The organism is Halomonas organivorans (assembly GCF_014192055.1).
Classification (GTDB): Bacteria; Pseudomonadota; Gammaproteobacteria; order Pseudomonadales; family Halomonadaceae; genus Halomonas; species Halomonas organivorans.
Genome location: NZ_JACHXM010000006.1, coordinates 73,395 through 93,546, shown reverse-complemented (window position 1 = coordinate 93,546; position 20,152 = coordinate 73,395). Strand labels below are relative to the sequence as shown.

Genomic DNA, 20,152 nt, shown 5'->3' with positions numbered 1-20,152 from the left:
ACGAGCCGCCTCAAGGACGAGGTCAGTCGGCCTGGCTCGCCAGGAAGCGATTGACCGCCGCCTGGAACTCCTCCGGTCGCTCGGCATGCAGCCAATGGCCCGCGTCGAGGGTCTCCAGTTCCGCACGTGGGAGCACCTCGCGCAGCACCGGCAGCATGGCGTCGGTCACATAAGACGAGCGCGCCCCGCGCACCACCAGGGTCGGCCCCTCGTAGGCGCCCTGCCCATCCGGCGCGCCACTGATCGAGGCATAGTCATCGGCGATCTCGTCCAGCCCGACGCGCACTGTCATGCCCTCCTCGCCTCGCACAAGATTGGTGGCCAGGAACAGGCGCGTGGGGCGTTCATCGATGTACTCGGCCATCAACGCATCCGCCGCACGGCGGTCGGCGGGCCGCTCGTCGCGCACTCGCCTCAGCGCGCCCAGTTCGTTGTCGTGACCGTGGCCGTAGGCCTGCGGCGCCACATCGGCGACGATCAGCGAGGCGATGCGCTGCGGCGCCATCCGGGCCAGGGTGATCGCTACCTTGCCACCCATGGAATGGCCCAGCACGTGGGCCTTCGTCACGTTCAACTGATCCAGCAGCGCCAGCACGTCGCCGGCCATCTCGGCGTAGCCCATGCCCGGCGCATGAGGCGAGCGCCCGTGGTTGCGCAGATCCAGGGCGATCACTCGCCCTCGCTGCTGCCACTTCTTGATGTGCGAGCGCCAGTTGTCGGCGCTACCCAGCAGGCCGTGGATCACCACCAGGGGCGTGCCGTCGCCACCGGTGTCGAGATGATGGAGAGCAAGCGTCATCGAGAACTCCTTGACGGGTTAGCGCACCTGGGCCCGCTCCGGCGCCAGGTCGGATTCGCCGGTAGCGGCCACCAGCCGCCGCGTCAGCCAGGCCAGCAGCACGCCATACAGGGGCAGGAAGAACGCCAGGCTGATGCCCAGCTTGATCCCGTAGTCCACCCAGGCGATCTCCGGCCAGTGGCTGGCCATGAAGGCGTCGGGCCCGCGGTGGAAGGCAACGGAGAAGAAAGCGAAGGTATCTGCCAGATTGCCCAGCAGCGTCGACATGGCCGGCGCCACCCACCAGGCACGCAGCCGGCGCAGGCGGTCGAATACCGTGACGTCGAGCAACTGGCCCAGCACATAGGCCATGAAGCTGGCCAGCGCAATGCGCGCCACGAACAGGTTCCACTCACCCAAGGCATCGAGGCCGGCGAAGCCGCCGCGGGGGAACACCACCGACACGACATAGGAGATCACCAGTGCCGGGAACATCACCCGCAGGATGATCGCCCGCGCCGGCTCCTTGCCGAACAGCCGCACGGTCAGGTCAGTGGCCAGAAAGATGAAGGGAAAGCTGAAGGCGCCCCAGGTCGTATGCAGGCCGAACAGGCTGAACGGCAGCTGTACCAGGTAGTTGCTGGCGGCGATCACCAGGATATGAAAAGCGACCAGCCACGTCAGGCAGCGGCGAGTCTGGGCGGCGGAGAGCACGAACATCGGGCACCTTTTTGGCGAGAGGGGTGAGGGAACCCTCATCGAATGGCAGGCCGGAGCTCCGGCGGACGGAGGCGAATTATACGCACCCCTCCGCTCCGGGCCAAACCCCTTGCCCCTCGCGCCATGCCCTGTGACGGGCCTGATGCCCTGTGGCGAGCTAGCGCTGCCGTGCCTGATCGGCGCTGCCCAGCGAGCGAGCCTTCATCGCCTCGTGGACATCGCTCAGGCTTGCCGGATCATCGATCGTCGAAGGCACACCGTACTCCTGGCCGTCGGCCATGTGGCGCAGCAGCTTGCGCAGGATCTTGCCTGAGCGGGTCTTGGGTAGCCGATCGACCACGAGCACCTGCTTGAAGCACGCCACCGGGCCGATGATGTCACGCACTCGAGCAATCAGCTCGCGCTCCAGATCAACCTCGCTGCCATCGAAACCGTCCTTGGGAATCACCAGCCCCACCGGCACCTGCCCCTTGAGGGCGTCGTGGATGCCGATCACCGCGCACTCGGCGACTGCCGGATGCCCGCCGACCACCTCTTCCATCTCCCCGGTGGACAGCCGATGGCCGGCGACGTTGATGACGTCATCGGTGCGCCCCATGATGAACAGGTAGCCGTCCTCATCCAGATAGCCCGCATCACCGGTCAGGTAGTAGCCCGGATAGGCCGCCATATAGGCGGCATGGAAGCGCCGCGGATCGCGCCAGATGCCGGTCAGGCAGCCCGGCGGCAGCGGCTGCTTGATCACCACGCTGCCCTGCTCGAGCGCCGGGGCATCATGCCCTTCGCGGTCGAGAATGCGCACGTCGAAGCCGGGCACGGACACGGTGGCCGACCCCGCCTTCACCGGCATCGGCTCGAGCCCCTGCAGATTGGCGGCGATCGGCCAGCCGGTCTCGGTCTGCCACCAATGATCGATCACCGGCACCTCGAGCAGGTCCTCGAGCCAGTGGAAGGTCGGTGGATCCAGGCGCTCCCCGGCCAGGAACAGCGCCTTCAGGCTGGAGACGTCGTATTCACGCAGCAGAGTGCCATCGGGGTCTTCCTTCTTGATCGCCCTGAAGGCGGTGGGCGCCGTGAAGAAGGCCTTGACGCGATACTCGGCGATCAGCCGCCAGAACGCGCCGGCATCCGGCGTTCGAACCGGTTTGCCTTCGTAGACGACAGTGGTGCAGCCGCGCAGCAAGGGGCCGTAGACGATGTAGGAGTGTCCAACGACCCATCCCACGTCGGAGGCCGAGAAGAACACCTCGCCCGGCGCCATGTCGTAGATCGCCTCCATGGAGTAATGCAGGGCCACGCCGTAGCCCCCGGTATCTCGCACCACGCCCTTGGGCTTGCCGGTCGTGCCGGAGGTATAGAGCACATAGAGCGGGTCGGTCGCCTTGACCGGCACGCAAGCTGCCGGAGCCGCACCGGCTTCCAGCGACGCCCAATCGTGATCGCGTGCCTCGAGTTCGGCCCTGCACTGCTCTCGCTGCAGTACGATGCAGGCGTCGGGCTTGTAGGCGCTCTGTTCGATGGCCGCATCGACGATGGGCTTGTAGGGCAGCACCCGATCGACCTCGACACCGCAGGAGGCCGCAACCACCACCCGCGGCTCGGCATCCTCGATGCGTACCGCCAGCTCGTGCGGGGCGAAGCCGCCGAACACCACCGAGTGCACCGCGCCCAGCCTTGCACAGGCCAGCATGGCGATCAGCGCCTCGGGCACCATTGGCATATAGATGATCACCCGATCCCCCTTCTCGACCCCGAGCCCCTTCAGCGCGCCGGCGAATCGCGCCACCCTGTCACGCAATTCGACGTAGCTGAGACGTCGACGCGATCCGGTGACCGGCGAATCCCACAGCACAGCGGCCTGATCGCCGCGCCCCTGTTCGACATGATGGTCGAGGGCGGCATGACAGAGATTGAGCTCTCCATCGGGATACCAGCGTGCATGGCCCTGATCGTCATAGGACAGCATGGTGCGAGGCATGGTGGTCCAGGGCAGGCGCTTCGCCTGCTCGGCCCAGAAGACCTCGGGTTGATCGATGGAACGTCGATACTCACGGGAATAAAGAGACATGAGGAATTGCCTGCTCAACGAGGATGTCACAATTGTTGACACTCTAGGACAGCAGGGAAGTAAAAACCTCATACAAAGGACTAATATTCGACAAAAGAACGACAAGTCACGCTAAATTGTCGACAAAAAACACCTGTTGATCACGGAGAAGCCCAGTAACACTGGCCACACTGAGCTATAATTGAGTGATGGCTGAATCAGGAAACGAAAGAGATACGGCAGCGGGCAACGAGGGCGGTCGCCCGGCACACAGCACAGGCCTGATCGGCAAGGGAGGGCCGTCTCAAGCCACCCTGACAACGTCAGAGGGGGTGATATCATGAGCAGCTCGCAAGGCCAGGCGGCGCGACTATTGAAAGGCGGAGACGCAGTGATCGACCAGGCCAGCGCCTTGCTCAAGGCAATGGCCAACGACAACCGACTGCGGATCCTGTGCCTGCTGGACGGCCAGGAGCTATCGGTCACCGAGCTCAATCGGCAACTTGCGCTTAGCCAGTCGGCACTTTCCCAGCATCTCGCCATCCTGCGGCGCGAGGAACTGGTCAGCACGCGCCGGGCTTCACAAACCATCTACTACTCGCTACAGGGAGAGCGCGCCCAGATCATCCTGGCAGCCCTCGACAAGCTGGGATTGTACGACGGCTGAGCCTCTCATCGCTTCTGCCAGCCGCGTGCCTCCAGGCCCTCGACGACCCTCTCCACACCATGCTCCAGGCCGCGAGATACCGTCAGCCCCAGCCGCTCGACCAGCGGCTGGCGGCGCTCCAGCCGCAGGGTCACGACGCGGGCGGAGGCCATGCGTTCCACCAGGTAAGCTTCGCTGGTTCCCAGCTCATCGGCCAGCCCACGCGGCAGCGCGTCCTGCCCGTACCAGATCTCGCCGGTGGACACCGCCTCGATATCCAGGTCGGGGCGACGCTCCGACACGTAGCGCTTGAACAGACCATGCACGGTCTCGAGGTCTTCCAGGAACTTCTCGCGCCCCTCTTCGGTATTCTCGCCGAACACCGTCAGGGTGCGCTTGTAGCGTCCGGCGGTCAGCACCTCGACGTCAACGTCGTGGCGCTTGAGCAGACGATGCAGGTTGGGCACCTGGGCGACCACGCCGATCGAGCCCAGCACCGCGAAGGGCGCGACCCGCAGCCGGTCGGCACAGCAGGCCATCAGATAGCCACCGCTGGCCGCCACCTTGTCGACGCATACCGTGGTGGACAGCCCCGCCTGACGCAGTCGATCGAGCTCGGCGGCGGCGTGGCCATAGGCGTGCACCAGCCCACCGGGAGACTCGAGCCGCACCACTACCTCGTCCTTCTCGCCGGCCACGTCCAGCACCGCCGACACTTCCTCCGCGAAGCGTCCGGTGACGCTGGCCTTGAGATCGCCGTGAAAATCCAGCACCCAGACCATCGAGGAAGCATCGTCATCGCCTTGACGCTTGCCGCGCGCCTTGTCGTCGCGCCGAAACGCCTTCTGCAGGCGCTTGCGCGCCCCGGGCTCGCTGGCCGCCAGCTGCAATCGACGCCGCCGTCGCCGGCGATCGTCGTTGAGCTCCTCGACACGGAGCCTGACGCGCTCGCCGTCTCCACCGCGAGCCCGCATCACTACCAGCACGCCCAGGGTCACGATGACCACCACCGCCACCAGCTGCGCCAGGAACATGCCGAAATCCGTCAGCCACTCGTTCACCTTGTCTCTCCTTCGGGGTGTCTGCCCACATCCTGCCCAGCGACGACTGCCGCGACAAGCCGGCCACTTGATGCGCCCGGCGGTTTTCCCTACGCTCGCGGATCGATCCCCAGACGACCCCCGGAGTCACCCGATGACCGACAGCACCCTCGACAAGCTCCATGACCGCTTCGATCCCGAAGCCGCCCGCGGCATGGACGAGGTCTTCCAGTTCCATTTCAGTGACGCCGGGGACTACCACCTGGTGGTCCAGGACGGGCAACTGGCGGTCCATGAGGGCGTGCACGACGACCCCTCGATCAGTCTCAGCCTCAGCACCGAGACGCTGAAGGGCGTGATGAGCGGCGACATCAGTGGCATGAGCGCCTTCATGAGCGGCAAGCTCAAGGCTACCGGTAACGTCATGCTGGCGACCAAGCTGGGCAGCCTCTTCCCGCGACGCCACTGATCCCTTGGCGCGACCGGCCAGTGCATGACACGCGCAGGCCGGCGTGCCCTGGCCTAGCGCGCGCCCACCTCGGCCAGATGGGTCTCGATCAGTGCCCGTGAGATCGAATAGGGGGGCGGTAGCTGGGGCAGCCGCCGCGGCGAGAACCAGGCGGCATCGGCGATCTCGTGGCCGTCGATGCGTATGCGTCGGCAGGCCGCCTCGGCGAAGTAGCCGAGCATCAACGAATGCGGAAAGGGCCAGGCCTGGCTCAGGAAGTAGCGAAGCCGCCCCACGGTCAGCCCCACCTCCTCGAAGATCTCGCGCCGTACCGCCTCCTCGGCGGATTCCCCTGGCTCGATGAAGCCGGCCAGCGTCGAATAGCGCCCCGGCGGGAAACGCGGACTGCGTGCCAGCAGCAACGACTCGCCATGGGTCACCAGGGTGATGATGCACGGCGAGATGCGCGGATAGTTGCGGTGACCGCAGCGCTCGCAGTGCATGGCGAACTCATGGTCAAGCCGCGAGGCCGGCGCCCCGCAGCTGCCACAGAACCGATGATGGCGTAGCCAGGCACCGACCTGGAGCGCCGTGGAGACCAGTGCGAACCAGGACTCCGGCAACCGTGCCAGCCACGCCCGCCCCTCGATCCAGTCGTCGCCGGGCGACGGCTCCAGCGACAGGGCGACCGGGACATCCTGCCACCAGCACAGCGGCTGCATGGCGGGCAGCCAGGGCTGCACGGGCTGCAGCGGCCCACCGTCCGGTCCCGGGGCGATTCGTCCCTCTGCCAGCCGAATCACGTGGCCCGACGTTTCCTCGTGGGGCAACTCGCGTCGCAGCATCAAGGCGCCTCCTGCCCAGGCCAGCCATCCAGGCCATCCCAACGACACTCGCCACCGGCGTCACGAATCGTGGCCAGCTTGTCGCGATGAGCCTGCCACTCGGCATCGTCCGGCGCCTGAACCCGCAGGGACCCCGGCGACAGCGACAGCCGGCGTACGTTGAGACCGCCGCTGGCCGCGGCCGCGCCCTCTTCACTGGAGGCGGAGGCATCCAGCAACAGCGCGGTCTGTCCCCCGGTCATCGCCAGATAGACGTCGGCCAGGATTTCGGCATCCAGCAAGGCGCCGTGCAACACACGGTGACCGTTGTCGATCTCGTAGCGCTTGCACAGCGCATCGAGATTGTTGCGCTGGCCCGGGTGCTTGTCGCGGGCCAGTTGCAGGGTATCTAGGATGCGACAGTGCTCGGCCACCGGCCCCAGGCGCGGCTCGCCGCGAGCCTGGTTCAGGCGACCCAGCTCGTGGTCGATGAAGCCCACGTCGAAGGGGGCGTTGTGGATCACCAGCTCCGCGCCTTCGATGAAGGCCCAGAAGGCGTCGGCCACGTCGGCGAACAGCGGCTCGTCGGCGACCCGCTCGTCGGTGATGCCGTGAACCGCCACCGCTTCGGCGTCGATGGCCCGCTCGGGATTGATGTACTGGTGATAGGTGTTGCCGGTCAGTCGGCGATTGACCATCTCCACCGCGCCTATCTCGATCAGGCGATGGCCGTCGCGGGGATCGATGCCGGTGGTCTCGGTATCCAGAATGATCTGGCGCATGGGGCGTCCCCTGTTGGATGACGTTCCGGATTGGCCGGGCTCACGCCCGTGCCAGCATCTCGTCGATGGCCTCGTTGGCCAAGGCATCGGCACGCTCGTTGCCGGGATGGCCGCTGTGCCCTTTTACCCAGTGCCACTCGATGGCGTGTCGCTGGGCTTCCTCGTGCAGCGCCCGCCACAGCTCGGCGTTCTTGACCGGCTGCCTGGAGGCGGTCTTCCAGCCACGCTTGATCCAGCCGTGAATCCACTCGGTAATCCCGCGCCGCAGGTATTCCGAGTCGGTCCACAGCGATACCCGACAGGGGCGGGTCAGCGCGCGCAGGGCCATGATAGCGGCCATCAGCTCCATGCGATTGTTGGTGGTGAGCTCTTCAGCGCCCATCAGGGGCTTTTCGTGAGGCCCACTGCACAGTAGCGCCCCCCAGCCGCCGGGGCCGGGATTCCCGCGGCAGGCGCCGTCGGTATAGATCGTCACTTCGGGCAACGCCCCTGACTGTGGTTGGTCTGTCACCCTCGGTCACCCTCTCCGGAGGCGGCCCGGCCGGTAGCATTGCCCAGCGTCGACCCGGCGATCGGCGTCGGGAAGACCACCCGGCCGCGCCGGGGCTGGGCCAGCTGGGACCGGCGCCGCGCATGAATCATGAAGCTATCGCCGAACGGCAGGTTGTGCCGGCGCCCCAGGGTCTCGAGCATGGTGTTGTGCACCAGTCCTCCGGGCAGGCGAAAGCCGCAGTAGTCTACCCGCTGGGCCTCGAAGTCGACAAACGCCAGCCAGTCGGCGAGCCGCGCCGGCATACGCCAGCGGCCGCGCCCGGGAAGCCGGCGACGCTGCCCCGGCCACCAGCGCAGCCAGCCTCCCGGCCCCAGGGGATGCCAGCAGAACAGGATCAGATGGCCATCGTCGGCGGTGACCCGCGCCGCCTCCTGCAGCAGATGATGGGGATCGGGGACCACCTCGAGCAGATGATGCACCACCACCAGGCTCAGGCAGCCGTCGGGCAACGGCAGGGCATCGGGCGTGCAGACCAGGGTGTTGTCGGTCTGCGCCAGCTCGCGGGTCGGCGACCAGCGCAGGGCGTGACGGACAGGACACATGTCGGTGAGGGTCGGGGCCAGGCCGAGCTCCAGGCCATGGACGCCGAACCAGCGCTCGCAGAGTGGTCCCAGGCAGGCTCGCTGGGCCTGCCAGACGCCCTGACCGGCGGGGCCTGCCCAGTAACGACGGCCTTCGCGCACCAGCCGCGCCATGATCATCGCATCCTGCGAATTTGACATGATCCGTTCATCTCTCCAAAGTGATCGGCTTTGTGAACGATTTTGAACCAAGACGCCCGCGGCTCCCAGGCCCTCGACCGCGGCGCAAGGACCCCGAGCCCATGTTGAGCGTGACACCGATTCCCGCCTTTCGCGACAACTATATCTGGCTGCTCCGCCAGGATACGAGCGACGATGTCTGCGTAGTAGACCCGGGCGACGCCGCCCCGGTGATCGAGACCCTCGAGCGGGAAGGACTGACGCTGGGCAGCGTATTGATCACCCACCATCATCCGGACCACGTGGGTGGCCTGCCAGAGCTGATCGCACGCTATGCGCCCCGCGTCATCGGCCCCCACAACCCGGCGATCGACGGCATCGACGAGCGCGTCGCTGCCGGCGACGAGGTGCGGGTCATGGGACGCCTTTTCGAAGTTCTGGAGGTCCCGGGCCATACCCTGGATCACATCGCCTTCTTCACCGCCGGCATTCCGCCGCTGCTGTTCTGCGGCGACACCCTGTTCAGTGCCGGCTGTGGACGCCTGTTCGAAGGGACACCCGAGCAGATGCACGCCTCGCTGTCGCGCCTCACGGCGCTTCCCGAGGACACCCTGGTCTTCGCGGCCCATGAGTACACGCTGGCAAACCTGCGTTTCGCCAAGGCAGCGGATCCCGACAACCCCGACATCGACACCGCCGAGCAGGAGTGCCGGCGGGCCCGGGAGCTCGAGCGCCCCACTCTGCCCAGCACCATCGGGCGAGAGCGGCGCATCAACCCTTTCCTGCGCTGCGAAGACGCCGGCGTTCGTCGTGCCGCCGCCACCCAAGGCGACACCGCGGATGCTGTGGCCACCTTCGCCACCTTGCGTGCCTGGAAAGACGACTTCTGAGACCCAGCCGCCGGGCGCCAGACAATGCCGCCGTCACGGTGGACACCGTGCGCCCCCGGAGACCCCTGCATGACCTATCACACATCGCGCCGACGTCTCCTCGGATTCGCCAGCACGATCGCCATGACCGGCGCCCTGATCGCCGGTGCCTACAGCAAGGCATCGACGCTCCCCGCCGGCCGCCTGGGCGCCGACATGCCGACGTTCACGCCGACTCATCGCGGTGAACCGGCAGGCCGACGCACCTTCTGGAGCCACTTGCAGCTGCAACCCGCCGACGCCTGGTCGCGGCTGCGCGACACCTTCCAGTGGCAGGGACAGTGGCAGAACGGTGCCGGGCACGCGCGCGTGCAGCAATGGATCGACGAGTACAGCGCCAAGCCTCACAATATCGTCGAGATCACTGAACGGGCCCGCCCCTGGCTGGCCTGGATCCTGGAGCGCGTCGAGGACCGCGGCCTGCCCGGCGAGCTGGCCCTGGTTCCCTTCATCGAGAGTTCCTTCGATCCCGAAGCGCGTAGCCACTTCGGTGCCGCTGGCCTGTGGCAGATCATGCCGCGTACCGGCGACGCGCTGGGCCTGCGGCGCTCGGGAAGCTGGGACGGCCGGCTCGACGTGGTCCGCTCGACACAGGCCGCGCTGGACTACATCGAATACCAGGCCGAGCAGTGGTACCAGGGTGATATCGAGCTCTCGCTGGCCGCCTACAACGCCGGTGCCGGCACGGTGAATCGTGCCAAGCGCCGCGCCTTGGCCAGTGGCCAGGCAGGCAGCTACTGGGACCTCCAGCTGCCCAGCGAAACCATGGATTACATCCCCAAGCTGCTGGCGATCTCCGCCATCGTCAGCGACCCCGAGCGCTACGGCGTCACGCTGCCCGAGATCGAGGGGTCACCCGCCTTCGAACGCGTGCCGGTCACACGCACCGTGCACATCGGCGAGGCCGCGCGTCTGGCCGGCGTTCCGACCGGCCAGCTGGCAGCGCTGAACCCCGGGCTGCGCAGCAACACCGCTCGCCCCGGCCAGGTCCGCGAACTGCTGGTTCCCGTCGACAGAGCCGAGCCGCTGCTGGCCGCCATGCGTCGCCCGGGACCGCCCAGCCGCAACACCTCCGAGATCCACGTGGTACAGAGTGGCGACACCCTGTCCGCCATCGCCTCGGAGCATGCCGTGGCGGTCGCCGACCTGGCCCGCTGGAATGGCCTCGACAGCCCCAACGCTTTACAACCCGGCCAGCAGCTGACACTTTCCGGTAGATAACGGGGGGCCCGTCGCCCCCGATCTGGTACAAGGATGCTGACCGATGCGATCGATCGTGCTGCTGACGGCGGCCATGGCGGCGATCCCCGCCCTGGCCGCAGATCCGGCTGACGTGCCCACTCGCCACGCCCTGGCGCTCTACGGCGACCCGGCGCTGCCGGCCGGCTTCAACCACTTTCCCTACGTCAATCCCGATGCTCCGACGGGCGGCACCCTGACCCGCGGCGCCAGCGGCAGCTACGATTCCACCAATCCGTTCATCGTCCAGGGCACCCCGGCCGCGGGCCTGACCGCCATCTACGACACCCTGATGGTCGCCAACCCCGACGAGCCCTTTACCATGTACGGGCTGCTGGCCTCCGGCATTCGCCTCGACCCTGAGCGCCGCTGGATCGAGTTCGATCTCGACCCGGAGGCTCGCTTCCACGACGGTGAACCGGTGACCGCAGAGGACGTGGTCTTCAGCTTCGACACCCTCACCGAGAAGGCTCAGCCGTTCTATGCCGCCTATTACGCCGACGTGAGCGACGTGCGAGCGGTCGACGAGGACACCGTGCATTTCGACCTCGCCGCCGGCGAGTCCCGCGAGCTGCCGCTGATCCTCGGCCAGCTGCCGATCCTGCCGGCCCACTACTGGGAAGGCCGCGACTTCGAACGGCCCACCCGCGACGCCCTGCTCGGTTCCGGCCCCTACCGTATCGCCGAGATCGATCCGGGACGACGCATCGCCTATGAACGCGTCGACGATTACTGGGGCCGAGACCTTCCCGTCAATCGCGGCCGGTACAACATCGATCGCCTGGTGTTCGACTACTATCGCGACCAGACCGTCGCACTCGAAGCCTTCAAGGCCGGCAACCTCGACATGCGCGTGGAGTCCAGCGCCCGCAACTGGGCCACCGCCTACGACTTTCCTGCCGCCAACAACGGCTTCGTTAAGCGGCTCGAGGTGCCCAACGGACAGCCGGCAGGCATGCAGGCCTACGTCATGAACCTGCGCCGCGACAAGTTCCAGGACGTGCGGGTACGCGAGGCGCTGAACCTGGCCTTCGATTTCGACTGGCTCAACCAGAACCTCTTCTACGGTGCCTACCAGCGCACCCACAGCTACTTCGAGAACTCCGAGATGGCCGCCGACGGCCTGCCGAGCGATGCCGAACGGTCGCTGCTCGAGCCCTACCGCGATGAGCTTCCCGACGAAGTCTTCGACCGACCGCTGCCCATCGAGCAGCCACAGGACATGCGTGCCCGCCTGCGCAAGGCACTCGACCTGCTGCACGACGCCGGCTATGAAAATACCGATGACGGCACCCTGGTCAACGCCGAGACCGGCCGGCCGCTGACCCTGGAGGTGCTGCTCTACGACACCCAGTTCGAGCGCGTGGTCCAGCCGCTGCTGCGTAACCTATCGCGGCTCGGCGTGAAGGGCGACATTCGCATCGTCGACGTCAACCAGTACCTCAACCGACTGCGCGACTTCGACTTCGACATGGTGGTTGGCGGCTTTCCGCAGTCCGCCAACCCGGGCAACGAGCAGCGCGAGTTCTGGGGCAGCGAGTACGCCGATGCGCCGCAGAGCCGCAATCTGATCGGACTCGCCGACCCGGCGATCGACGCTCTGGTGGACGACCTGATCGCTGCCGACAGCCGCGAGGCGCTCGACACTGCCGCCCAGGCGCTCGACCGCGTGCTGCGCTGGGGATTCTACGTCATTCCGCAGTGGCACATGGACAGCACTCGCATCGCGGTGTGGGACAAGTTTGGCTGGAAGGAGCCCTTCCCCGAGTACAATCTCGACCTCGACGCCTGGTGGGTCGACCCCGAACGCGGCGCCGAGATCGAGGCACGACAGAGGAATCGGTGATACAGGTTCGAGGTTCGATATTGACGCTGCTGGTAGATGAGCGCCGGGGACAAGGCGAAGCGGGGTTCTTTTGACAGGGACGTCAAGAGAAGCGCCCAGGGATGGGTTTATCGCGTCCTCGCGATGGTCCGACACTTCGGGGCTTGTCGCCGCGAAAGCTCATCATTCGTTGAGATTCCATAGAAGCCCTAAGGACACTCCGTGGCCGCCTACGTACTGCGCCGCCTGCTGCTGATGATTCCCACCCTGCTGGGAATCATGCTGCTCAACTTCCTCATCGTGCAGGCCGCCCCTGGCGGCCCCATCGACCAGATGCTAGCCCGCTTCGAAGGCCTGTCGACCCAGGCCAGTACCCGCCTCGAGGGCGGCGGCGGCGACAGCGCCGGTGGCAGCGGCGAGTCCCGCGGCTCCCGCGGAGTGCCGCAGCAGTACATCGACCGCCTCGAGACTCAGTTCGGCTTCGACGAGCCGGCCTACCAGCGCTTCCTCGACATGCTCGTCGACTATGCCACCTTCGACCTGGGCGAGAGCTTCTTCCGCGGAGAGCCGGTCACCAAACTGATGCTCGAGCGCCTGCCGGTGTCGATCTCGCTGGGCCTGTGGACCACCCTGCTGGTCTATCTGATCTCGATCCCGCTGGGCATCCGCAAGGCGCTGCGCCACGGCTCGCGCTTCGACGTCTGGAGCTCGGGGCTGGTGATCGTCGGCTACGCCATTCCCGGCTTCCTGTTCGCCATCCTGCTGATCGTGCTGTTCGCCGGCGGCAGCTACTGGGACGTCTTCCCACTGCGCGGCCTGACCTCGCCGGACTTCGGCGAGCTCTCCTCCTGGGGCAAGGTCAAGGACTACTTCTGGCACATCAGCCTGCCGGTGCTGGCGTCGGCGATCGGCAGCTTCGCCACCCTGACCATGCTGACCAAGAACAGCTTCCTCGACGAGATCCACAAGCAGTACGTGCTGACCGCTCGCGCCAAGGGCGCCAGCGACCGCCGCGTGCTCTACGGCCACGTGTTCCGCAACGCCATGCTGATCATCATCGCCGGCCTGCCCTCGGCGCTGGTGGCGATCTTCTTCACCGGTTCGCTGCTGATCGAGGTGATCTTCTCGCTCAACGGCCTGGGCCTGCTGGGCTTCGAGGCGGTGATGCAGCGTGACTATCCGGTGATCTTCGGCACCCTGTATCTCTACACCCTGATCGGGCTGATACTGAAGCTGGTCTCGGACCTGACCTACGTGTGGGTCGATCCCCGCATCGATTTCGAGACCCGGGAGTCCTGAGCATGGCACTGAGCGAACGATTCTCTCCCATCACCCGCCGCCGGCTGGCGGTGTTCCGCGGCAACCCCCGCGCGCGCCTGTCGCTGTGGGTGTTCCTGGTGCTGTTCGCGGTCAGTCTCGGCGCCGAGCTGGTGGCCAACGACAGGCCACTGCTGGTCCATTACCAGGGGCAGTGGTACGCACCGCTGATCGTCGACTATCCGGACAGCGAGTTCGGCGGCTTCCTGCCCACGCCGGCCGACTATCGCGACCCCTACACCCGCGAGGCCATCGAGGCCGACGGCTGGATGCTGTGGCCACCGATCCCGTTCTCCTACGATACCCTCGATCAGGAACTCGACCATCCGGCGCCCTCGCCGCCCGATGCCCGCCACTGGCTGGGCACCGACGACCAGGGCCGCGACGTGCTGGCCCGGGTGATCTACGGCTTCCGCCTGTCGGTGGTGTTCGCCCTGGCGCTCACCGCCGGTTCGCTGGCGCTGGGCGTATTCATCGGCGGCGTGCAGGGCTACTTCGGCGGCAAGGTCGACCTGATCGGCCAGCGCCTGATCGAGATCTGGTCCGGCCTGCCGGTGCTGTTCCTGCTGATCATCCTGGCCAGCCTGGTCGAGCCGAACCTGTGGTGGCTACTCGGCATCATGCTGCTGTTCTCCTGGCTGGGGCTGGTCGACGTGGTGCGCGCCGAGTTCCTGCGCGCCCGCAACCTGGAGTACGTGCGCGCCGCCCGGGCCATGGGCCTGCCCTCGCGGATCATCATGCGTCGCCACGTGCTGCCCAACGCCATGGTCGCCACCCTGACCTTCATCCCGTTCCTGTTCACCGGCGCCATCACCACCCTCACCGCCCTGGACTTCCTCGGCTTCGGGCTGCCGCCGGGCTCGCCGTCGCTGGGCGAGCTGGTGGCCCAGGGCAAGAACAACCTCCAGGCGCCGTGGCTCGGCATCACCGCCTTCTTGACCCTGGCGGTGATGCTGTCGCTGCTGGTGTTCATCGGCGAAGGGCTGCGTGACGCCTTCGACCCGCGCCATATCCAGCACGCCAGCGGCAAGGCCACTCCGGCCGGCAGCCAGCGCCAGACCGCCACCAGGAGCGCCAGATGAGCGACGAGACCCTGCTGCGCCTCGAGGATTTGACCATCGCCTTCGACGACGCGCCGGTGGTCGAGGGGCTGTCGCTGGAGGTGCGCCGCGGCGAGACCCTGGCGCTGGTCGGCGAGTCCGGCTCCGGCAAGTCGGTGTCGGCGCTCGGCGCCCTGGGACTGCTGCCACCCGGGGCCCAGGTGAGCGGCACACGCCGGCTCGGCGATACCGATCTGGCAAGGCTCTCGACGCGAGACTGGCGGGCACTGCGCGGCGGCCGGGTCGGCTTCGTGTTCCAGGAACCGATGACCTCGCTGAATCCGCTGCACACCGTGGCCCGCCAGATCGGCGAGACGCTACGCCTGCACCAGGGGCTTCGGGGGGCGGCCGCACGCCGGCGTTCTCGCGAGCTGCTCGAGCAGGTCCAGTTGCCGCGCGCCGAAGAACTGCTCGACGCCTGGCCCCACCAGCTCTCCGGCGGCCAGCGCCAGCGGGTGATGATCGCCATGGCCATCGCCAACCATCCGCGGCTGCTGATCGCCGACGAGCCGACCACCGCGCTGGACGTCACCGTGCAGCAGGAAATCCTGGCACTGCTCGCCGAGCTGCGCGATACCCACGGCATGGGCATGCTGTTCATCACCCACGACCTCAACCTGGTGCGCCGCCACGCCGACCGGGTGTGTGTGATGCGCCACGGGCAGGTGCAGGAGACCGGTCCCGTGTCACGGGTGTTCGAGCGCCCCGAGAGCGCCTATACGCGAGAGCTGCTGGCCGCCGACCCCACCGGTCGCCCGGAGCCGGTCGCTCATGGCGCACCGTTGCTCAGCGCCCGTGGGCTGGGCATTCGCTTCCAGCGGCCGAAGAAGCTGTTCAGCCGCCGCCCGCCGGCGTTCGAGGCGGTCAAGCCGCTGGACCTGTCAGTGGCGCCGGGCGAGACGCTCGGCATCGTCGGCGAATCCGGCTCCGGCAAGACCACCCTGGCGCTGGCGCTGTTGCGCCTGCAGCAAAGCCACGGCGAAATCGAATTCGACGGCGAACGCCTCGACACCCTTCATGGCGACGCCCTGCGCCGCCAGCGGCGGCGGCTGCAAGTGGTGTTCCAGGATCCTTACGGCTCGCTGTCCCCGCGCATGCCGGTGGCCGATATCGTCAGCGAAGGGCTGCGCTTTCACCATCCCGAACTGGACGACGCCGAGGTCGACCGCCGCGTGCGCGATACCCTGCGCGAGGTCGACCTTCCCGAGGCATGCGGTGCCCGCTATCCCCACGAGTTCTCCGGCGGCCAGCGCCAGCGCATCGCCGTGGCCCGAGCGGTCATTCTCGAACCGTCGCTGCTGGTGCTCGACGAGCCTACCTCGGCGCTGGACCGCACCGTGCAGAAGCAGCTGGTCACCCTGCTGCGCGAGCTCCAGCGCAAGCGCGGGCTCAGCTACCTGTTCATCAGCCACGACCTGGCCGTGGTGCGCGCCATGGCCCATCGCCTGCTGGTGCTCAAGGACGGCGAGGTGGTCGAACAGGGCGACTGCGAGAGCGTACTGACCCACCCTTCCACCGATTATACCCGCGCCCTGGTCGAGGCCGCCGGCCTCTTCCCGGCCGCCTGATGGATCGTTCAGGCTCACGGGGTGGATGACAGGTTTAAACTGCATGAGATAACGGTATAAAAAACCGGTTTGTTCGGCGTTGGAGAAGACCTGATCTCGTTGAAGTCGAGCAGGCATTCCCGCGGCGGACTCCACGTCTGCCCCGGCTATAATGGGCCCACACGATCTGATGACGAGACATGTCATGGGGCAAGCGGGAAACCGGTGGGCGGTCGTCATGCTGCTGTGCGTGTTGAGCCTGCTGGCCACCACGGCCCTGGCGTCATCTCGCGATCTGGAGAGCGGCTGGGAATATCGCTGGGGCGACTCTCCGCGGCTCGCCGACGGCACGCCAGCCTGGATACAACCTGGCAAGGACGAGGCCTGGCACGCGATCGGCTTCCCCTCCAATCCGCCCCATCGCGAAGGTCGCCATCACGCCTGGTTCCGCGTGACCCTGCCGGAGGGCGACTGGCGCGACCCGGTGCTCTACGTCTATAGCATCGACCTGATCGCCGAGGCCTATCTGGACGGCAAGCGCATCTACCGTCACGGCGCCTTCGACACCGCCGGCGAAGGCCGTTTCGCCGGCTGGCCATGGCACATGATCCCCCTGCCCACCGATGCCGCGGGACATCAACTGTACTTCCGCGTCTATTCCAACTACACCGATATCGGCCTGTGGGGCGAGATCAAGCTGATGGAGCGCGCCGATCTTCTCGGCTACATCCTGAAGCACTCCGCCAGTGCCATGGTCGTCAGCCCGCTATGCCTGTTGCTCGCCCTGCTGGCCGGCATCTTCGCCGTCATCCAGGCCAACCGTCGCAGCTTCGCCGCCATTGCGCTGTTCGGCCTGGCCGCCGGCACCATGATCCTGGCCGAATCCCAGGCCAGCCAGCTGCTGCTCGATGCCCCACTGCTGTGGGACTTCCTGGCCGCCGGCGGTTACTACACCCTACCCATCGCCCTCGGCCTGCTGCTGGAGCACTGGTTCGCCAAGACGCGCCCACGGCTGATCCGGCGCATCTGGCAGGCACATCTGGCCTACCTGGTCGCGGCCCTGGGCGCCGCCGGGCTCGGCTGGATCGACCTGGCGATCACCTTTCCAGTGTTCGACGCCCTGCTGGTCGCCAGCCTGGCGCTGCTGATGGCGGCCATCGCCCCACGGCTGCATCGGCTCGAAGGGCGCCAACGTGCCATCCTGGCCACCTTCGCGCTGTTCGGTGCCTTGCTGCTGGCCGACATGGCGGTGGCTCACGGCCTGCTGCCCTGGACCCGCATTCCGGTGAGCGTCGGCGCGTTGGTGTTCGCATTGGCCATCGTGGTGATCTCGCTGCTTGACTATGCCCACACCCAGCGCGACCTCAAGCGTCTGAATCAACGTCTGGAGGCGGAAGTATCCGCCCGGACACAGCAGCTGCAGACGCTGGTGGAACGCCTGGAGACCTACTCCTATACCGACCCCCTCACCGGCTTGCACAATCGCCGTTATTTCGACGAACTGCTGCAGCATGAGGCTCGCCAGGCCCAGCGCGAGTTCACGCCGCTGGCCCTGGCGATGATCGATATCGATCACTTCAAGCGGGTCAACGACCGCCACGGCCACGAGGCGGGCGACAGGGTGCTGGCCGGCGTGGCCACTATCCTGAACGACCACTTCCGCGATGCCGACGTGGTCTGCCGGCTGGGTGGAGAGGAATTCGTGGTGCTGTTGCCAGGCGCGGATGCCGATACGGCACGCAACAGGCTCGAGACACTGATGACCCAGTTGGCGGGGCGCGTCTACTGGCACGGGGAACGCATGCTGGGCCCCGTCACCATCTCCTGCGGCATCGCCGTCTATCCAACGCACTCCACGAGCCCCATGGCCCTGGCCGGGCTCGCCGACCGCGCCCTCTATGCCGCCAAGCAAGGAGGCAGGGCTCGCGTCGCCGTCTACGCCTAGATCGACACGCTGCGAACCGGCCGCCAGACCCTAGCGACGCCGGCGATGCCGGGACAGCGGCTTTTGGTCGCGGGCTAGTAGAAGGCCTTGACCTCGGCATCGTCGAGTTCGCGCCACTCACCGGGCGCGAGATCATCGTCCAGGTGCAACGGGCCTATCGACTCGCGATGCAGGGTCTCGACGTGGTTGCCGAGAGCCGCGAACATGCGCCGCACCTGATGATAACGTCCCTCGTGAATGGTCAGCCGGGCATGATGGGCATCGAGCAGCGCCAGTTCCGCCGGCCGGGTCGGCTGCTCGTCCCCCTCCAGCAAGATGCCCTCGGCAACGGCAGTCACGGCACGCTCGGCCTCCGCCCCGGCCAGCGGCCGGGCCAACTCGGCCCGATAGACCTTGGCGCAGCCGCGTCGCGGCGAACTGACCCGATGGGACCACTGGCCGTCGTCGCTGAGCAGCAGCAGGCCGGTAGTATCGACATCGAGCCGCCCCACCGGCTGCAGCCGCTCGGCCTTGGGCAGGTCGATCAAATCCACCGCCCGCGGATAGAGCCCACGCCGCGCCGTACACTCGACCCCGGTCGGCTTGTGCAGCATCACGTAGCGCAGCCCCACCAGCGCCAGCGGCTGACCGTTCCAGGTCACCCGATCAGCGTCTTGTATGTGCCGGGCGCCCTTCTTCTCGAGCTCGCCGTTGACATCGACCTCACCGCGGGACAAGGCTCGCTTGGCCAGGCTGCGGGTCAGCTCGGTACTCTCGGAGAGGAAACGATCCAGCCGCATCAGGCGCCCACCCCGTCAGACAGGTCAAAATGATCGGCATCGCGCCAGGCCGGAAACTTCTCGCGGAAGGCCTCGAGTTCGTCCAGCGACAGCGTGCCGGTCTTGACGAAGGGCGTATCCCGCGGTTCGTCGATCAGCGGCTCGCCCTTGGCGTCCACCAGCATGGAATCGCCGGCATAGGCCAGGCCCTTGGCGTCCTCGCCGACCCGATTGACGCCGATCACCGGACACAGGTTCTCCACCGCCCGAGCCTGCAGCAGCACTCGCCAGGGATGGCGGCGCGGCGCCGGCCAGTTGGCCACGCACAGCAGGGCGTCGTATTCGAAGTGTTCGCCCGGCGCCGGCTGCTGACGCAGCCAGACCGGGAAACGCAGGTCATAGCAGACGCTGAGCAGCAGGCGGAAACCCTTGAGCTCGACGATCACCCGCTCGTGACCCATGGCGTAGCGCTCGTGCTCGCCGGCCATGCGGAACAGATGACGCTTGTCATAGTGCACCAGGCTGCCATCGGGGCGCGCCCAGACCAGGCGATTGAAATACTCGCCGTCCTCCACCACGGCCACGCTGCCGGTCACCACGCAACCGCGGCTTGCCGCCTGGTCGCGCAGCCAGGCCACGGTGGCACTCTCGTCCATGGGCTCGGCCATCTCACGCGAGTTCATGGTGAAGCCAGTGGCGAACATCTCGGGCAGTACGATCAAGTCGGTGTCGTCACCGCCGAGCTCGCCGAGCGCCGACTCCAGCATCCGGCAATTGGCCTCGGGATCTTCCCAGCGCAGATCGGCCTGCACCAGGGTGGTTCTCAGTTCGCTCATCGGGGGCTCCATCGGGATCGGGCAACGCCTCCAGCCTACCCGAGACGGCGGCCATACGCAGCCACCGAGCCATGACACGCCGGGCCATCGGCGCTAGGCTGTGGCTTTCTTCGTTAG

19 protein-coding genes are annotated in these 20,152 nt (G+C 67.0%); 9 read left to right on the top strand and 10 right to left on the bottom strand.

Features of this window, described 5'->3' with window-relative positions; all coding sequences use genetic code 11:
- Positions 1–22 precede the first annotated feature (22 nt).
- The 3 genes from FHR96_RS08600 to FHR96_RS08590 form a co-directional block, all read right to left on the bottom strand.
- A complete protein-coding gene (locus FHR96_RS08600) occupies positions 23–799 on the bottom strand; it encodes an alpha/beta fold hydrolase (protein WP_183387260.1) in 777 nt (258 codons plus the stop codon).
- Positions 800–817: 18 nt separating this feature from the next.
- A complete protein-coding gene (locus FHR96_RS08595) occupies positions 818–1,498 on the bottom strand; it encodes a 7-cyano-7-deazaguanine/7-aminomethyl-7-deazaguanine transporter (RefSeq protein WP_183387259.1) in 681 nt (226 codons plus the stop codon).
- A gap of 157 nt (positions 1,499–1,655) precedes the next feature.
- A complete protein-coding gene (locus tag FHR96_RS08590) occupies positions 1,656–3,566 on the bottom strand; it encodes a propionyl-CoA synthetase (RefSeq protein ID WP_183387258.1) in 1,911 nt (636 codons plus the stop codon).
- 319 nt (positions 3,567–3,885) lie between these two features.
- Between FHR96_RS08590 and FHR96_RS08585 the strand changes: the two genes are divergently transcribed.
- Positions 3,886–4,212, top strand: coding sequence for an ArsR/SmtB family transcription factor (locus tag FHR96_RS08585; protein ID WP_183387257.1), 327 nt, complete (start codon positions 3,886–3,888; stop codon positions 4,210–4,212).
- A gap of 5 nt (positions 4,213–4,217) precedes the next feature.
- Here FHR96_RS08585 and sohB read toward each other — a convergent pair whose 3' ends face one another.
- On the bottom strand, positions 4,218–5,252 hold the full coding sequence (gene sohB, locus FHR96_RS08580; protein ID WP_183387256.1) for a protease SohB: 1,035 nt from the start codon (positions 5,250–5,252) through the stop codon (positions 4,218–4,220).
- Positions 5,253–5,385: 133 nt separating this feature from the next.
- Between sohB and FHR96_RS08575 the strand changes: the two genes are divergently transcribed.
- Positions 5,386–5,700: an SCP2 sterol-binding domain-containing protein gene (locus FHR96_RS08575; protein ID WP_183387255.1), complete on the top strand. Its 315-nt coding sequence runs from the start codon at positions 5,386–5,388 to the stop codon at positions 5,698–5,700.
- Positions 5,701–5,753: 53 nt separating this feature from the next.
- On the opposite strand, the gene nudC is transcribed toward FHR96_RS08575, so the two are convergent.
- From nudC to FHR96_RS08555, 4 genes are read right to left on the bottom strand one after another with little or no spacing between them, the layout of a single operon-like run.
- Positions 5,754–6,524, bottom strand: a complete 771-nt coding sequence (gene nudC, locus FHR96_RS08570; RefSeq protein WP_183387358.1) for an NAD(+) diphosphatase — start codon at positions 6,522–6,524, stop codon at positions 5,754–5,756.
- The gene (gene dnaQ / locus FHR96_RS08565; protein ID WP_183387254.1) at positions 6,524–7,285 is read right to left on the bottom strand and encodes a DNA polymerase III subunit epsilon; all 762 of its coding nucleotides are present in this window, start codon (positions 7,283–7,285) and stop codon (positions 6,524–6,526) included. The genes nudC and dnaQ overlap by 1 nt, the downstream gene beginning before the upstream one ends.
- Before the next feature lie 40 nt (positions 7,286–7,325).
- Positions 7,326–7,796: a ribonuclease HI gene (rnhA, locus tag FHR96_RS08560; RefSeq protein ID WP_183387253.1), complete on the bottom strand. Its 471-nt coding sequence runs from the start codon at positions 7,794–7,796 to the stop codon at positions 7,326–7,328.
- Entirely contained in the window at positions 7,793–8,560 is a 768-nt protein-coding gene (locus FHR96_RS08555) for a methyltransferase domain-containing protein (RefSeq protein WP_183387252.1), read from the bottom strand. Before FHR96_RS08555 ends, rnhA begins: the two co-directional genes overlap by 4 nt.
- Positions 8,561–8,661: 101 nt before the next feature.
- Between FHR96_RS08555 and gloB the strand changes: the two genes are divergently transcribed.
- From gloB to FHR96_RS08520, 7 genes are all read left to right on the top strand, one after another.
- A complete protein-coding gene (gene gloB / locus FHR96_RS08550; protein WP_183387251.1) occupies positions 8,662–9,429 on the top strand; it encodes a hydroxyacylglutathione hydrolase in 768 nt (255 codons plus the stop codon).
- 69 nt (positions 9,430–9,498) lie between these two features.
- Positions 9,499–10,689: a transglycosylase SLT domain-containing protein gene (locus tag FHR96_RS08545; RefSeq protein WP_183387250.1), complete on the top strand. Its 1,191-nt coding sequence runs from the start codon at positions 9,499–9,501 to the stop codon at positions 10,687–10,689.
- Between the two features lie 43 nt (positions 10,690–10,732).
- Complete coding sequence (locus FHR96_RS08540) at positions 10,733–12,553, top strand: extracellular solute-binding protein (protein WP_183387249.1); 1,821 nt, start codon at positions 10,733–10,735, stop codon at positions 12,551–12,553.
- Positions 12,554–12,754: 201 nt separating this feature from the next.
- The gene (locus FHR96_RS08535; RefSeq protein WP_183387248.1) at positions 12,755–13,831 is read left to right on the top strand and encodes a microcin C ABC transporter permease YejB; all 1,077 of its coding nucleotides are present in this window, start codon (positions 12,755–12,757) and stop codon (positions 13,829–13,831) included.
- A gap of 2 nt (positions 13,832–13,833) precedes the next feature.
- Positions 13,834–14,931 (top strand): ABC transporter permease, encoded by a 1,098-nt coding sequence (locus tag FHR96_RS08530; RefSeq protein ID WP_183387247.1) that lies wholly within the window; start codon positions 13,834–13,836, stop codon positions 14,929–14,931.
- A complete protein-coding gene (locus FHR96_RS08525) occupies positions 14,928–16,517 on the top strand; it encodes an ABC transporter ATP-binding protein (RefSeq protein WP_183387246.1) in 1,590 nt (529 codons plus the stop codon). Before FHR96_RS08530 ends, FHR96_RS08525 begins: the two co-directional genes overlap by 4 nt.
- Positions 16,518–16,701: 184 nt before the next feature.
- Positions 16,702–18,441, top strand: a complete 1,740-nt coding sequence (locus tag FHR96_RS08520; RefSeq protein WP_183387245.1) for a GGDEF domain-containing protein — start codon at positions 16,702–16,704, stop codon at positions 18,439–18,441.
- Between the two features lie 74 nt (positions 18,442–18,515).
- Here FHR96_RS08520 and FHR96_RS08515 read toward each other — a convergent pair whose 3' ends face one another.
- Together FHR96_RS08515 and FHR96_RS08510 are read right to left on the bottom strand one after the other, a co-directional pair.
- Entirely contained in the window at positions 18,516–19,220 is a 705-nt protein-coding gene (locus FHR96_RS08515; protein WP_183387244.1) for a pseudouridine synthase, read from the bottom strand.
- Positions 19,220–20,035, bottom strand: coding sequence for an amidohydrolase (locus tag FHR96_RS08510; RefSeq protein ID WP_183387243.1), 816 nt, complete (start codon positions 20,033–20,035; stop codon positions 19,220–19,222). Before FHR96_RS08510 ends, FHR96_RS08515 begins: the two co-directional genes overlap by 1 nt.
- Positions 20,036–20,152: the final 117 nt, after the last annotated feature.

Excerpts from the sequence above, each read along its gene's own strand:
- FHR96_RS08600 (WP_183387260.1), bottom strand. The coding sequence starts at position 799 with ATGACGCTTGCTCTCCATCATCTCGACACCGGTGGCGACGGCACGCCC.
- FHR96_RS08595 (WP_183387259.1), bottom strand. The coding sequence starts at position 1,498 with ATGTTCGTGCTCTCCGCCGCCCAGACTCGCCGCTGCCTGACGTGGCTG.
- FHR96_RS08590 (WP_183387258.1), bottom strand. The coding sequence starts at position 3,566 with ATGTCTCTTTATTCCCGTGAGTATCGACGTTCCATCGATCAACCCGAG.
- FHR96_RS08585 (WP_183387257.1), top strand. The coding sequence starts at position 3,886 with ATGAGCAGCTCGCAAGGCCAGGCGGCGCGACTATTGAAAGGCGGAGAC.
- FHR96_RS08575 (WP_183387255.1), top strand. The coding sequence starts at position 5,386 with ATGACCGACAGCACCCTCGACAAGCTCCATGACCGCTTCGATCCCGAA.
- nudC (WP_183387358.1), bottom strand. The coding sequence starts at position 6,524 with ATGCTGCGACGCGAGTTGCCCCACGAGGAAACGTCGGGCCACGTGATT.
- dnaQ (WP_183387254.1), bottom strand. The coding sequence starts at position 7,285 with ATGCGCCAGATCATTCTGGATACCGAGACCACCGGCATCGATCCCCGC.
- FHR96_RS08555 (WP_183387252.1), bottom strand. The coding sequence starts at position 8,560 with ATGTCAAATTCGCAGGATGCGATGATCATGGCGCGGCTGGTGCGCGAA.
- gloB (WP_183387251.1), top strand. The coding sequence starts at position 8,662 with ATGTTGAGCGTGACACCGATTCCCGCCTTTCGCGACAACTATATCTGG.
- FHR96_RS08545 (WP_183387250.1), top strand. The coding sequence starts at position 9,499 with ATGACCTATCACACATCGCGCCGACGTCTCCTCGGATTCGCCAGCACG.
- FHR96_RS08540 (WP_183387249.1), top strand. The coding sequence starts at position 10,733 with ATGCGATCGATCGTGCTGCTGACGGCGGCCATGGCGGCGATCCCCGCC.
- FHR96_RS08530 (WP_183387247.1), top strand. The coding sequence starts at position 13,834 with ATGGCACTGAGCGAACGATTCTCTCCCATCACCCGCCGCCGGCTGGCG.
- FHR96_RS08525 (WP_183387246.1), top strand. The coding sequence starts at position 14,928 with ATGAGCGACGAGACCCTGCTGCGCCTCGAGGATTTGACCATCGCCTTC.
- FHR96_RS08520 (WP_183387245.1), top strand. The coding sequence starts at position 16,702 with ATGGGGCAAGCGGGAAACCGGTGGGCGGTCGTCATGCTGCTGTGCGTG.
- FHR96_RS08515 (WP_183387244.1), bottom strand. The coding sequence starts at position 19,220 with ATGCGGCTGGATCGTTTCCTCTCCGAGAGTACCGAGCTGACCCGCAGC.
- FHR96_RS08510 (WP_183387243.1), bottom strand. The coding sequence starts at position 20,035 with ATGAGCGAACTGAGAACCACCCTGGTGCAGGCCGATCTGCGCTGGGAA.